13 protein-coding genes are annotated in these 13,710 nt (G+C 40.8%); 1 reads left to right on the top strand and 12 read right to left on the bottom strand.

Going from position 1 to position 13,710, the window contains the following annotated elements; all coding sequences use genetic code 11:
- Positions 1-55: 55 nt before the first annotated feature.
- The 12 genes from EMP01_RS14315 to EMP01_RS14260 all read right to left on the bottom strand — a co-directional run bounded on the left by EMP01_RS14315 (position 56) and on the right by EMP01_RS14260 (position 12,066).
- Complete coding sequence (locus EMP01_RS14315) at positions 56-1,054, bottom strand: bifunctional phosphoglucose/phosphomannose isomerase (RefSeq protein WP_129022241.1); 999 nt, start codon at positions 1,052-1,054, stop codon at positions 56-58.
- Positions 1,055-1,082: 28 nt separating this feature from the next.
- A complete protein-coding gene (locus tag EMP01_RS14310; RefSeq protein WP_129022240.1) occupies positions 1,083-1,709 on the bottom strand; it encodes an acetyltransferase in 627 nt (208 codons plus the stop codon).
- Positions 1,710-2,306 carry a sugar transferase gene (locus tag EMP01_RS14305; protein WP_317125612.1) on the bottom strand — a complete coding sequence of 199 codons (597 nt, stop codon included), beginning with the start codon at positions 2,304-2,306 and terminating at the stop codon, positions 1,710-1,712.
- Between the two features lie 96 nt (positions 2,307-2,402).
- Positions 2,403-3,566, bottom strand: a complete 1,164-nt coding sequence (locus EMP01_RS14300; protein ID WP_129022238.1) for a glycosyltransferase family 4 protein — start codon at positions 3,564-3,566, stop codon at positions 2,403-2,405.
- Positions 3,547-4,641 (bottom strand): glycosyltransferase, encoded by a 1,095-nt coding sequence (locus EMP01_RS14295; protein WP_129022237.1) that lies wholly within the window; start codon positions 4,639-4,641, stop codon positions 3,547-3,549. The genes EMP01_RS14300 and EMP01_RS14295 overlap by 20 nt, the downstream gene beginning before the upstream one ends.
- Complete coding sequence (locus tag EMP01_RS14290; protein WP_129022236.1) at positions 4,641-5,555, bottom strand: glycosyltransferase family A protein; 915 nt, start codon at positions 5,553-5,555, stop codon at positions 4,641-4,643. Before EMP01_RS14290 ends, EMP01_RS14295 begins: the two co-directional genes overlap by 1 nt.
- On the bottom strand, positions 5,555-6,637 hold the full coding sequence (locus EMP01_RS14285; protein ID WP_129022235.1) for an EpsG family protein: 1,083 nt from the start codon (positions 6,635-6,637) through the stop codon (positions 5,555-5,557). Before EMP01_RS14285 ends, EMP01_RS14290 begins: the two co-directional genes overlap by 1 nt.
- A gap of 13 nt (positions 6,638-6,650) precedes the next feature.
- The gene (locus tag EMP01_RS14280; RefSeq protein WP_129022234.1) at positions 6,651-7,775 is read right to left on the bottom strand and encodes a glycosyltransferase; all 1,125 of its coding nucleotides are present in this window, start codon (positions 7,773-7,775) and stop codon (positions 6,651-6,653) included.
- A complete protein-coding gene (locus EMP01_RS14275) occupies positions 7,772-8,857 on the bottom strand; it encodes a glycosyltransferase family 4 protein (RefSeq protein ID WP_161971342.1) in 1,086 nt (361 codons plus the stop codon). The genes EMP01_RS14280 and EMP01_RS14275 overlap by 4 nt, the downstream gene beginning before the upstream one ends.
- Positions 8,858-8,909: 52 nt before the next feature.
- Positions 8,910-9,965, bottom strand: a complete 1,056-nt coding sequence (locus tag EMP01_RS14270; RefSeq protein ID WP_129022232.1) for an acyltransferase family protein — start codon at positions 9,963-9,965, stop codon at positions 8,910-8,912.
- Complete coding sequence (locus tag EMP01_RS14265) at positions 9,956-10,927, bottom strand: glycosyltransferase (RefSeq protein WP_129022231.1); 972 nt, start codon at positions 10,925-10,927, stop codon at positions 9,956-9,958. Before EMP01_RS14265 ends, EMP01_RS14270 begins: the two co-directional genes overlap by 10 nt.
- Complete coding sequence (locus EMP01_RS14260; protein ID WP_129022230.1) at positions 10,924-12,066, bottom strand: glycosyltransferase family 4 protein; 1,143 nt, start codon at positions 12,064-12,066, stop codon at positions 10,924-10,926. Before EMP01_RS14260 ends, EMP01_RS14265 begins: the two co-directional genes overlap by 4 nt.
- Before the next feature lie 207 nt (positions 12,067-12,273).
- Here EMP01_RS14260 and EMP01_RS14255 point away from each other — a divergent pair, with 207 nt between their 5' ends.
- Complete coding sequence (locus EMP01_RS14255) at positions 12,274-13,710, top strand: MBOAT family O-acyltransferase (RefSeq protein WP_129022229.1); 1,437 nt, start codon at positions 12,274-12,276, stop codon at positions 13,708-13,710.

Below are 13,710 nucleotides of genomic sequence, written 5' to 3'. Positions count from 1 at the left end.
ATAGAAGAGCGGGCGTGTTTGTACACGCCCGCTCTTCTATTTTATACTTAATATATTATTCGCAAAGCGATTTTTTAAGATAGTCAATAACCTTAACTTCCACAGCATCTACATGTCTATGTTCAGACAGGTACCAACTGATCCAGTCTCCCAAAAGGATAAGATACAGCGCTTTTTCAAAGTAAGTACTACCTTTTGCATGTATATCAATTACAACGGAAGTGCATTGTGCAATAATACCTTTATTGATCTCGAATCGCTTCGCGACACGTCCAAACTCATCACCGCTGTGCAAGAAGAGGACAGCCAGCTGTTCATTCTGATCTCTCCATCCTACCAGTTCATTATGATTCATCTCAGGAATTACCCTTTCCCAACCTAAGATCTTACTATTTTCATTGAATTGCTGGCGCCATCTGGTTGCAATACCTGCTATGCGCTGGTCTACATAGATTACGGGCATTCTATCACCAATCTGATCTACGATGTTTCCCGCCAGATTTTTGATTGTGGCGTGTTCCTCACTCAGAAAGGTACTTGCAGCGCTCAATTCACTAATGAACTGATCACTGATAAGACCAAAGTATTTTAATACAAACAAGACTTGTATAAAAGAGTACCCGATACAGGCTCTTGGCGGCATTCCTGAAGGTATAATCAGGAGATCCAGACCACGTTGTTCTGCTGCGTCTTTCAATCCCCCTCCGGAAGTAATGCATACAACTGTTGCATTACGCTTAAAGGCCTCTTCAAGTGTATATAATGTTTCTTCTGTATTTCCGGAATAAGAGCAGGCGATAACCAACGTATGCTCATCCACAAAACCCGGCAAAAAGTAGTCCTTGCAGGTAACTACAGGGATACGTATATCTTTATCAATAAAATTTGCTACAATTTCGGAACCGATTCCACTGCCTCCCTGTCCGGTAAGCACGACATTCTTAACAGCTGTAGGTTTGTTCTTGAATGTATACTCTGCGCCAATATGCAATCCCTCCGTAATATATTGAGGAAACTCTTCAATATATTCTCTCATGGTTCTATACTCACTCATGTAGATGATAGTATTTTTCTAATAGTTTTTAAATAGTTTTTTGTTTCGCGGGATTGCCTATAACGGTGGCCCCATCTGGAACATCTCTAATGACTACCGCTCCGGCTCCTACTATGGCCCAGGCTCCGATATGGATGCCCTGCTTTATCGTAGCACCGGCTCCGATATGCGCCCCTTCCCCCACTGTCACATTACCGCACAATGTCGCATTTGGTGCTATATGTACGTAATCATGAATGATACAATCATGATCTACGGAAGCATGCGTGTTAATGATCACATGCTTGCCGATATCTGACTTGGCATTAATTACAGCACCGGCAACCACAACAGTCCCTTCGCCGATCTTGGCTTTAGGAGATATAATTGCTCTGGGGTGGACTCCCTTACCAAATGTATATTTCGCAAGCGTCTCTTCAGCTATTTTTTTCCGGATTATATTACTCCCTATAGAAATAATATAGTTTGGCGACACTGATTTGATCGAGATATCTGCTAATGCTTCTGTAGAAGGTCGTACCCTCAATTGATCAAAAATAATCAAATTCGGATTATCATCTATAAAAAAAAGAATATCCTTCCCTTCCTGCTCTAAAATATCCAGGATAACACTGCCATGTCCGCTGGCTCCATATAGAATATACGCCTGTCCCATTTACTCAGTCTCTCCTTTAAATTTCTCAATGGTAACCGATCCTGTAGCACTGATGCCTTCGGATTTGAATACTTTCTGAATAGTTTTCAGGGCTATTTTCAGGTCAAGACCAAGAGATACATGGTCTACATACCAAACATCATAGGCAAACTTCTGAGACCAGGATATAGCATTTCGGCCATTAACCTGTGCCCAGCCCGTAATACCGGGACGAACATTATGCCTCCGCGCCTGCTCTTTACTATATAAAGGCAGATACTCTACTAATAAAGGCCTGGGTCCGATCAGACTCATATCGCCTTTAATAACATTGAGCAACTGGGGGATTTCGTCTATAGATGTTTTTCTTACAAAACTGCCTACTGCAGTCATCCGTTCAGCATCACTCAACAAGTTTCCTTGCGCATCCTTCTTATCATTCATTGTTTTGAACTTGATAATGCTGAAGATTTCGCCTTTCTTGCCCGGACGCTTCTGAAAAAAGAATGGCTTACCCTGATTGGCAAAAAACAAGAGTATAGTAGCCAGTACAAAGACAGGGGAAAGTAACACAAAACCGAACAATGCAACCGTAAGGTCTATGACTCTTTTTCCCACAGTTATATACATAATACTATAATCTCCTTTTTTGCAAATGTAATCTTTTTTACATATTCGACGCTATTCTACCCTGCTTATGGCTATATGATTACATTATGATAACAGTTTTTGGTAGAATGCCTGTATCGCATGCCAGACTTCTTCATTCCGGTAACGGGAAACGACCAGGTTCCTGGTTTTCAGCCTAATCTTGTAGTACTGCTCTTTGTTTTTAAATAATTGCAACATTCCGGAGGCTAAGGCTGCAGCAGAGCCAACCGGTATTAACAAGCCATTTACACCCTCTTCAATAATTTCGTTACAACCATTTATATTGGTTACTATAGCAGGGAGCTCCATGGCCCCGGCCTGCAAAACGACATTAGGAAAACCTTCCCGGTAACTGGGAAAAGCTAAGACATGACTTATAGCCATGTACGGACGTACATCTTTCTGAAAGCCTACTGTAATGATATGGCTGTTCTGTTCGATTTTCTGCTTCGTTTCCGGCAATAAAGGGTCCAGTTCTTCCTCGTAAGGTCCAACAAGTAGTAATTTTATATTTTCCCCGGCATTGGATACCTCATCAAAAGCGGCCACCAGTTCATTAATGCCTTTGTCGCGTACCAGCCTACCAACAAAGATGAATACAAAATCTCCGGGTTGTATGCCTAAAGCATTTCTTAAATCGTTCCTTTCCTGCTCCGTGATCTTTACCGGATCAAAAAAGCCGGTATCCAGCCCATTTACATTTCCATTGGCCAACACTGCTATTGGCTTACGAGTAATATTATAGGCTTTCAGGTCTTGTAACACACCCTGCCCTTCCGGTATAATGTGTGTGGCGGCATGGCACAGTATTCGATCCATCTGGATCAGCAGCTTTTGAAATACCCCTTTTTTAGAAGGGAATATAAGCCCCGTAAATGTATGTATACGCACCGGCACCCCAGCCATCTTAGCGGCGAGCATACTGAGCAGACCCGCCTTTGGAGTGATGGAATGTACTATATCGGGTCTTTCTCTGCGAAATAATTTATATAATCTTATCAGGGAAATCAGGTCTTTCAGCGGACTGATCGATCGCTGCATGGATATATCTACAGTACGCACGCCCTCCCGTTCCCTAACGGTATCGAGATGATGATCCTGACCGGAAACTGCAATTACTGCTGCATTTTGATTCAAAAAAGCAAGCTGCCCCTTGAGCAGGTAATCCAGGGAAAGTGCGATCGTTGCAGTACGAATAATTTTGGGCTTAGGAGCAGATATATTCATACAGTTCTATATGTTGGTTTACCATTTTCTGAATATCGTATTGCTCTGCTCGCTGCACACATTGTGTGGCTACCTGGTTATACCATTCTTTATTTTCTATTAATTTTGATAATACTCCAGCCAGGCCTGCGTCATCGCCCTGATCAAACAGCAGACCGGCCCCACCTACAACTTCCTTAAGCCCGGGCACATTACTGGCCACAAATGGCTTACCAGAAGCCATACCTTCTATACTGGACAAAGAGAGTCCCTCATAATGAGAAGAGAGTACAACAATATCGGCAGATTTCAGGAGGCGGGCTACATCGGTACGTTGCCCCAGAAATAAAACCCGGTCTCTGAGTCCCAGTGTATCCACCAGGGCCTCGCAGGTCGGACGGGTTATGCCATCTCCAACCAATAGTAATTTTACATGCTGAGGTAAATGTGTTAATGCCCGGATCAGGGTCGCCTGATCTTTCTGCTCGCGAAAACCGGCAACTTGTATGAACAGTTTATCTTCATCCTTTAATTGTTTCTGAATAGCTGATTTAGGCATAGGCATAGCCTCTTTGATCTGGGCCAGGTCTACTCCATTTTCAATAACCGGGAACCGGGCCTGTGGCAAACCTGTATGCTTGATCAGCACATCTCGTATACCGGAAGTGATGCATACTGTGCGATCATAGTACTGGTATAACAATTTATCAATCCTGCGCAGGAGTGGATGTTCGAGTCTCCTATTCGTCGTATTATGTTCGGTGAAGATCAGTTTAATACTTGCTCCGGATAGTTTCTTTGCCAGCACAGCCCAGTATTGTGCTGGAAAAAGGTGCACATGGGCAAGGTCATATTTTTTCAGAAACGGGATAATAGCTCTGATATGTCTCGGGCTATACACGCTGTTATCTTTTGCCGCATGATATATATTACAGCATTTGAGGGCTTCCAGCTGCTGGAAAAAAGGGGTCTTTTTACTATCCAGCAATAATATATCCATTTCAATTCCCTGTGCAACATAACGAGGAATGGTATCCAGCAAGAGCTTTTCAGCCCCACCGGTACCTAGACTATTAATAATCTGCAGTACTTTCATCAGGATCCGGTTTTATTAAAATTCATTTTTGCGCCTTTACGCACTTTGTAGCCGATATACTGCTTCAGTAACCAACCGAATGGGAGGGCTAAAATGGTATAGACTGGAAAAGGAGACTGTGTGATAAATTGTTTTTCTCCGGCCATCAGGGCACTGGATACATAGTGTATATTCTCTATAAATCTTCTTTTAGCAGATGAGACCACTTTCATGCGCTCTTTGCGGTAAAATGCAAATCCTTTAGGATTGTTCCAGTATTGGCGGAACATGCTGAAGCTTGATCCGTCCTGCTGATATTCGACAATACACAGTACTTCATTACACACCAGCAAGGGCATATCCTGGTCAACCAGGTAATATTTATATGCAAGTCCTACATACTTTTCCCCGCTAAAGATCGGATACTCAGGATAGCGGTTTATGATTTCGGTACGGTATACCAGTTTTTTATCTCCGCTGCCACCACCTTCATAATAACCAAGAAGGGTTGTTTCCTTTACATCTTCAGGGAAGGCAGCACCAATAAGTCCTCCTCCCATCATCTGATCCAATCCGATAAGGCCGGCATATTTTTCATTGCCGTGCTGCCTCCAGAAGTGCACAATTATCTCTACCGCATTATCCGGCATATAATCGTCCGAATCTATGCATACATTCAGTTCCGTTACAATATGTTTATAAGCAGTATTATGTGCTCCATGCATGCCCTGGTTTTGCTGGTGTACATAACGGATAGGGATTAATGCCTCTGAAATCCATTTTTGTACAAGTACCTCTGTGTCATCTGAAGAGCCGTCATTTACAATAAGCCATTCAAAATCAGTACTGGTCTGTCGCAATAAACTCTCATATAACCGGGGCAGCGTGTGTGCTCTGTTAAAGGCCGGTGTAAATATCGTAAGTGTTTTTTCCATTATCCTTTAATAACAAGCATGAAGTAGGTAAATAAATAATATATGGAGATGACGGAAGCCAATACAACATTTTGGTTTTTCCAGAACTTCATTTTCACCATTGGGTAGATAATAACAGGAGCCATCAGGAACCAGGAAAGGTAGGCGATACGGTTACTATAATTTGCCCGGATTACAAGGATCCAGAATCCGTTGGCGATAACGAAGGTATTGTACAGATGTACATAGAATTTCTCTGTAAACTTTTCTTTGATAATAAAGTAGTATCCGGCAAATATACCCATTGCTGAATACAGGATAAAGTCCCAGCGAAACCCTCTGACGGTTTGCGTATCAATATTACCCTGTCCAAGATATGCAGAACGGCCATCATCGATAAAACCACTGAAAAGAGATTCCCATACCCCTCCACTGACCAAAGAAAGCGGGATAAAGCAAAGCCAGGCAATAAGGATGTATTTAGTATTGCTATAGAACAATGCTACAACAAATCCAATCAGGGGGATTAATATTGATGCATGTATACCTATGGCTATATACATAATGATAAACATCAGCCACTTTCGTTCATAAAAGCATAGCGCAAATATAAAGAGTGCTGTAGCCATACCATTCCGCAGGCCATTCGTGCCATAACTGAAGAAGGAAAAGGAGCCCACAAACATAAAGAAAGCGTAAAACCAGTAGGTTTTGAAGTATTTCTTACTGAATATAAAACAGGGCACCACATATATAATGTCTATGGCCAGGAAGAACTGCTCCAATGTCATGGTACTGGTGGAGAACTTCAAAAATGCACTGAAAGCCCAGTCACTGCTCCTATATTGTACCAATCCAAGTCGCTGCATCTCAAAGGAGTGTCCATAGAAGTAGGAGTCACCATATGCTCTTGGATTGGGTCGAAGGCCCAGATACAGGGTTACCCCAACAAAAAGAAGGTACCCGATCAGGCTCACCGCACCGATCGATTTCATATTTTGAATATCGGTAGATATTAACTGTATGACGAGCCCCAGCAATACCAGCAGTAATATGTGATAGTATATCTGTGTATATAGCTGTGGAGGAATTAATAATAACATACCAATAATGAATCTATTTTTTTATAATCCTATCAAATAAGTTCAGCCAGAGGTCCATAACACGCCCCAGTTCGAAACGCTGTACATTTTCCCTTGCTTTTTGCCCCATTTGGGCTCCGATTTGAGGATTTTGTGCCAAAAATATTATTTTTTCGGCCAAGTCGTCTATATTTTTATATATAGCCAACAGTCCGTCCTCCTTGTTGACAATAATATTCCGCGGACCATTAGGACTGTCAAAACTAACTATAGGAAGCCCTACTGCGAGTGATTCTAAGAGTACCATCGGAAAACACTCTGTCTCTGAGCTCATTACATACATACTATATTCTGGAAATATCGAAGTCATGTCAGATGCCACACCCTTAAAAAGCACAACATCATCCAGGCCAGCCTGCTGTACCTGAGACGCTAATTTTTGTTGTGTATCCAGATAGCTATCTCCATAAATATGCAATTCCCAACCAGGTAGTACCTGATGTACTTTGCCCCAGGCTTCAATTAGGTATTGAAAACCTTTGACCGGTGCAATACGCCCGGCAGCAATGGCCCATGTTTTTTTATGTACCACAGGTAATTGATCCGGGATAGCTATCGGATTCGGAATAACAACAACATTGTTCGCATTGTAATACTGCTTTTCATCTTTATTCAATGCGATAATCGCATCATATTTCCCCTCAATATAATCTGTAAGCTTATATAATATTTTTCTTAAAAACGACTTTGTATTCTGACGAGCTTGCTGCTCAAAGTATCTTGAAGAATGAAATTCTTTGACTTTTGCTGCCCTGGAATATAGAAAAGGCATGAAAAAGAAATCAAAAGCGTAATTACAGACAATTACGACATCTGGTTGTAATACTTTAAATGTATGTTTTAACTTACGATAATGTCCAAATGCCTTTTTTATATTAGAAAAGGAGAAGTAGCTTTTGCTCCGGTCATAATTTATTGAGAGATCGTGCAGCTGTATACGACTATCAAGCTCAAAGCAGGGCTGATGCCCCTGTTGTTCGGTTGTGACAATATGTACTTCCATCCCCGGCAGTGCAGCGATATAATTAGCCTTTAAGGCCATAACTCTTTCGATACCTCCATGCAGGTATACCTGATCTGTCGAGAATATTACTCTCATTTGATTAATTGTTTAAATAAGCGATCCCATTGACCAATCACCCGTTCCGGCAGAAAACGCTGTACCTGCTTACGAGCCAGCTGTCCCATCTCCTTACGTAGTTTGCCGTCTGCCATTAATTCCTTTAATCGCTCAGTCATTTCTCCGACATTTCCTGGCGGCACCAGAAAACCGTCCTCTCCATGAGCAATAATATCCCGGGGCCCGGAAGGACAGTCGAAGCTGACACAAGGCAGCCCGCAGGCCATTGCTTCTATAAGTACCATACCGAAACCTTCGGATCGGGAGGGCAAGACCATGATTGATGATTCCTGATATCGCAGCATAATCTCAGGATCAGGCTCGTGAAAATGTACGGTATTGGCAACACCAAGTGCCTTCGCCATAACAGGATAAGTCTGCGCATTATCTATGCGGCCATAAATATGCAACTCCCACTCTGGAAAAATATCTTGTAGCCCTTTCCATACCTGCAGCAACAGGTCATAGCCTTTATTATATGAATGTGACCCTACGGCAATCAGTTTAGGAGCCAGGGTATCCGAAACCTGTTCAGGATAGAAAGTAAGGGGATTGGGAATGACTTTAAGATTATTGTTTACAGGCCATTCATTAAGATTATTTTGAGTCAATACTACAAAAGCATCAAAGCCTCCTGCCAAACGCTTCATCAATCCTTGCATCACCTTAGCTTTAAGTCCTTGCTGCTGATCAATCAGCACCGATGCATGTCGCTCGTATATTACCGGAATCGTAGAATGACGGAGTATCTGTGGTACAAAAAAGCCTTTAAGACCATCATCACAAACAGATATAACATCAGGCTGCACTTCCTGCACAATGGCTTTAATCCCATTACGATACTGCTTTATATATTGCAAAGGATTGCCACTTACTGAAATAGTATGCATTCTGACACCCGGTGCAAAAGCATAAAACGGATTTCTCCAGGCTTCATTTAATACCAGGATGTGTACCTCATAGCCAAATTGCGCTGACAATACAGTTGTTTTAATGGATAGCACACGCTCCAATCCGCCAGAGCCATTGATACCATTAGTAATATATAATATTTTCTTCATTGATGTCATTTAGCCCTGCAAAAGTAACGATACGGCTTTACATTAGTGTGGCCTAGGCTACTTTAGTTATTCCTCTATTTTCGAACAATTTACCTATAAATGTAATCAGGAGATTTATTATAAATGAACTTGCAATGCTACAGGTTACTAAAGCTAGAAAGATCAGGGGTATATACCTAAAGCCAAAAATAAAATCGGGAAAATATGTAATATAGAAGAACATGTGCACAAGCCACATATTGGTTGCATGAGGTGCTATAAAATCCAGCAGTGAGTTGACCCAACCAGGCCATTTCACCTGAAGAAACAGGAATATAAATGGTATTGCCAGGAAGGGTGCAATAATAAAATTGGGCACTATAGCATGCAATACAACCAGGCCTATTATACCTGTAGCACACAGCAGGCTTTTATATTTTATTTGTTGCAGCTTTACGGTCAGATTAGTTTGCCACTTCATAGATAATGAAACTGCTCCTGTAATAAAAGGAAGAAAACTGGTCCCAAACAAAGATGCTTCATTATGTAACCATTGCACTGTTGCATACTCTGAAGTGCTAGGCCTATATACTCTGAAGTAGAATGCAATTATATACAGAACAGTTGAGACCCCTAAAATCAAATAAGGGTTACTCCTGCTTACCCAACGAAAATAAAGTGGAGAGGTAAGCACAAGCAATATATATATAAGCAGAAACCACCAGGCCCCGTTATATGAATTGATGATACCACTGGCATTGAATAAGACCCTCGTCCAGGAGCCAACAAATTCAGTCTGCCCCAATGCCAGACCGAGTCCTACTACAAATAACAGCAGGATAACCCAGTAATTAAGGTATATCTTTTTCAGCCTGGTCATGTTATCCCTCAGATAGGTCTCAGGCTTTTTTGTGTATTTATAATACAAGCCATACCCGGACACAAAACAGAAGACTGGTACACAGGTATCTCCAAATAAGGATAAATAGTACACTAAAGGCTTTTCTCCAATAAATACCAATGGAGTAAATAGGCCTTGAAAATTCAATGTATTAAAAAGATGCAAAAACAGCATAAAGAGTATCGCTAAGGCCTTTAGCTGGTTTGATTGCTTTACTGTTATTTCCATATATTTTTTGCTTTGGCCTTTAATTGCTGCATTTTTGATTGCAATAGTTGTTTTAAGAAGAGCCAGGTGGCATTTTGCGGTTTTAGATTTTGAAATACCTGGTGTGTTAGTAAATTGCTTATGCGTTGTTTCTTTTGCCTTAACGATAGCTTTTCATCTTTTGTAATATCACTGCACATTCGTAAAAGAAAAGCTTCCATCCGTTGTTTCAGATACTGCATTCTTTCCTCTTCAGCCATATCAGTTTTGCGCAGCAATGCATCCAGTTTTCCATTAACCATCACATATGAGTCTATATAGGACTCTTCTATTTTAGCTGATAAACTTTGTTCATTTAACCGGTTATAATGGTATAAATATTTAGGGATAATAGCTGCTTTCCTAACGTATTGTGCATATTCAAGGTTAAATATAAGGTCTTCTGACATTTTAATATCTGAATGAAACCTGATATTATGTTCCCTGATAATCGACAGTCTAAACAATTTGGCCCAAGGTACACCAGCCGTGCCTTTTAAGAGGGTTTGGGTGAGTACAGAACGATCCTGCAAAGTACCAGCGTGCAGAAAATCATTGACAGGGACATACGTACCGTGTATTGAATGGTCGAAATAACCGCAACAGATCAGATCAGCATCATCTACAAATCCAGCAGAGAGCCCCTGAAAATAACCAGGTTCTAACCAGTCATCAGCATCAACAAATCCGATATAATCTCCGGTTGCATGAAGCAATCCCTGATTTCTGGCAGCCGAGGCCCCTTGATTTTCCTGATCAATTACCGTAAATCGGTCGTCCTGTTCTGCATAAGAAATGGCTATGGCTAAAGAATCATCCGTAGAGCCGTCATTAACCAATAGTATCTCTAAATGGTCATAGGTTTGCTGTAATATACTATCCAGACAAATCTTCAGATATTTGGCCGCATTGTAAACGGGTATGATAACGGATATTTTCTTCATAGATCACTCTGTGTCAATTGTTCAAACAGCGCTTCCCATTTTGGCATGATTTGTTCAGGGAGGTATTGCTTACTTTTCTCCACTGCAGTCCTGCCCATTTGAGCTCTTTTTTCTTCTGATGCTATTAATTGCATAACGTATTCTGTCATCTGATTGATATCACCCGGCGGTACAAGCCAGCCATCCTTTCCATTATCAATGATTTCAGATGGTCCGCATGGGGTATTATAACTGATGCAGGGAACCCCGGCAGACATAGCTTCTATAAGCACCATACCAAAACCCTCTGCCAAAGAAGTAAACAGCATTAAGGACGCATTGCTATATACTGAAGCGATGTCAGTGCTGACCCCTTCAAGAAATACATGTTTTGCGAGTCCATTATCAACAATGTACTGCTCTAATAGCGCACGTTCCGGCCCTTCTCCATAAATGTGCAGTGTCCAGTCGGAATATGTCTTTATGACCTCTCTCCAGACTTTCAATTGATCTATATGATTTTTCAACCTGTCCAGCCGGCCTACAGTTATCACTTTTTTGGAGTGCAGTTGGCTTTTCACATCATTTGGCTGTAATAAAGTATTGGGAATGACCGCTACCTGGGTGCGATAATGAGCTTGCTTACGGTCCTGCTCCGTCAATAAAACGATACAATCGAAATTATTGAACTGGCGATAGCTGTTGTTATTCACAGCACGCGTTTGTAAGCGTGCTTTCCAGTCTTTCTTTTCCGAGATCATCATCTCTACTGCTTTATGAGACGAATGAAACTCCCGTATTATTTTCGCAGAGGTCTGCAATTTCGGGATCACTTCATCATCATATCCCAGTTCGTTCACTATAATGATATCAGGCTTGACCTGGTCTATAATTGCCTGATAGTGTAGTACAATTTTAGGGAGGACCTGTTTTCTTGTCCATAACGGTATAATCCTTTTAGGCAGCAGCTGATGAATGGCTGCATCTATAAAATGAATTTTAGGATTTAAGGGAAAACAGAATGGCTGATCACATTGATCGGCAGTGATGATCCACACTTCATTACCAGGACGATCGGCCAGGTAATTCGCTTTACTGATCAAAACTCTTTCTGCGCCTCCCATCTTATATAATGCGCCCGTGCAATACACTATTTTCATAGTAAAATCTTTCTATTAAAATAAACCAACCACTGATTTCGCAAAGCTAAGATTTTAATGATGATAAAAGTAATCAGATCTCCTTAATGCTACAGTGTCAATTTTATCAGCAGATTAGCCTTATAGACTAATGCAAGATCATTATATTTATTTTTTTCAACTTCATCAGGTAATTTCTTTAATATTGCAGCCAGAATACAACAATCTATGCTGTTCAATTCATGGAATTTTTTCATATTCCTTATTATTATCTATATCATCTATTGGTCCATTTCCAATAAACGCCTAAAAGCCCAAAACAGTCTTCTATTAATTGCCAGCTATTTTTTCTATGCCTGCTGGGATTGGCGATTCCTGTTTTTGTTAGTTTTTTCTACTTTCCTGGATTATATAACCGGATTAAAAATCGAGCAGAGTACTCAAAAAAGCAGTAAAAAAATCTGGTTTTGGCTAAGTATAGGGATCAATCTCGGCTTTCTTGGTATTTTTAAGTACTATAATTTCTTTGCAGAAAATTTCGCTCAGTTACTTACCTCAGTTGGGTTAAAAGTAAATGTACATTTGCTCAACATTGTTTTACCAGTAGGTATTTCGTTCTATACCTTTCATGGATTATCATATGTAATAGATATATATAAAGAAAAGATTAAAGCGGAAAAGAATGTCGTTAACTATGCTTTATTCGTCAGCTTTTTCCCTCTCCTTGTTGCCGGTCCTATTGAAAGGGCTACGCATCTGTTGCCACAAATTAAGGCGCCACGCCAATTTGATTATGCAAAAATGGTTGATGGTCTGAGACAGATTCTATGGGGCTTGTTTAAGAAAATCGTAATTGCAGATAATTGTGCAGAAGTCGCGAATCAAATATTTACAAATCCGGGGCAATATAATGGAAGTACACTCTTGCTCGGTGCAATCTTTTTTACATTCCAGATATATGGCGATTTTTCCGGGTATTCAGATATTGCTTTGGGAACGGCCCGTTTGTTTGGTATTGAATTATTAAAAAACTTCAACTTCCCTTATTTTTCAAGAGATATCGCTGAATTCTGGCGCAGATGGCACATATCTCTTTCCAGTTGGTTTAAAGATTACCTCTACATACCTTTGGGAGGCTCTTCTGGTGGTACGTGGATGAGAATACGCAATACTTTTATCATTTTTCTGGTCAGTGGCTTCTGGCATGGCGCCAACTGGACATTCATTATTTGGGGTGGCCTCAACGCACTGTTCATCATACCATCTGTTATCACTAAAAGTAACAGAAAAAATATGGGCATAGTGGCAGAGCACCGCTTATTCCCTAATATAAAAGAGACAATACAGTTAATATCTACATTTTTGCTCACCGTGTTTTGCTGGATATTTTTCAGGGCAGAAAGCTTGTCTCATGCTATAATGTACATCAAAAACATGCTGAACAGGTCGTTATTCTCATCCCCTAGTATATTACCCATTCCCCTGATTATGCTATTATGCATTTTTGTAGGTATTGAGTGGCTGGGACGTCGCGGAAATTACGCAATCGAAAGAATAGATATCATCCGCCCACGATTTGCACGCTGGAGCTTTTACTATTTTATACTACTGATCGTGTTCCTTTTTGTTTCCAAAGGAGAGACCTTTATATATTTTCAATTTTAA

The sequence above is a fragment of the Edaphocola flava genome (assembly GCF_004118155.1).
GTDB lineage: Bacteria > Bacteroidota > Bacteroidia > Chitinophagales > Chitinophagaceae > Edaphocola > Edaphocola flava.
The sequence above is the reverse complement of the archived record's forward strand: the minus strand, read 5'-3'. Positions and strand labels throughout refer to the sequence as shown.

Coding starts and splice junctions, on each gene's coding strand:
- EMP01_RS14295 (WP_129022237.1), bottom strand. CDS start 4,641: ATGAAAGTACTGCAGATTATTAATAGTCTAGGTACCGGTGGGGCTGAA.
- EMP01_RS14310 (WP_129022240.1), bottom strand. CDS start 1,709: ATGGGACAGGCGTATATTCTATATGGAGCCAGCGGACATGGCAGTGTT.
- EMP01_RS14280 (WP_129022234.1), bottom strand. CDS start 7,775: ATGAGAGTAATATTCTCGACAGATCAGGTATACCTGCATGGAGGTATC.
- EMP01_RS14260 (WP_129022230.1), bottom strand. CDS start 12,066: ATGAAAATAGTGTATTGCACGGGCGCATTATATAAGATGGGAGGCGCA.
- EMP01_RS14285 (WP_129022235.1), bottom strand. CDS start 6,637: ATGTTATTATTAATTCCTCCACAGCTATATACACAGATATACTATCAC.
- EMP01_RS14315 (WP_129022241.1), bottom strand. CDS start 1,054: ATGAGTGAGTATAGAACCATGAGAGAATATATTGAAGAGTTTCCTCAA.
- EMP01_RS14255 (WP_129022229.1), top strand. CDS start 12,274: ATGCTGTTCAATTCATGGAATTTTTTCATATTCCTTATTATTATCTAT.
- EMP01_RS14290 (WP_129022236.1), bottom strand. CDS start 5,555: ATGGAAAAAACACTTACGATATTTACACCGGCCTTTAACAGAGCACAC.
- EMP01_RS14265 (WP_129022231.1), bottom strand. CDS start 10,927: ATGAAGAAAATATCCGTTATCATACCCGTTTACAATGCGGCCAAATAT.
- EMP01_RS14270 (WP_129022232.1), bottom strand. CDS start 9,965: ATGGAAATAACAGTAAAGCAATCAAACCAGCTAAAGGCCTTAGCGATA.
- EMP01_RS14300 (WP_129022238.1), bottom strand. CDS start 3,566: ATGAATATATCTGCTCCTAAGCCCAAAATTATTCGTACTGCAACGATC.
- EMP01_RS14275 (WP_161971342.1), bottom strand. CDS start 8,857: ATGAAGAAAATATTATATATTACTAATGGTATCAATGGCTCTGGCGGA.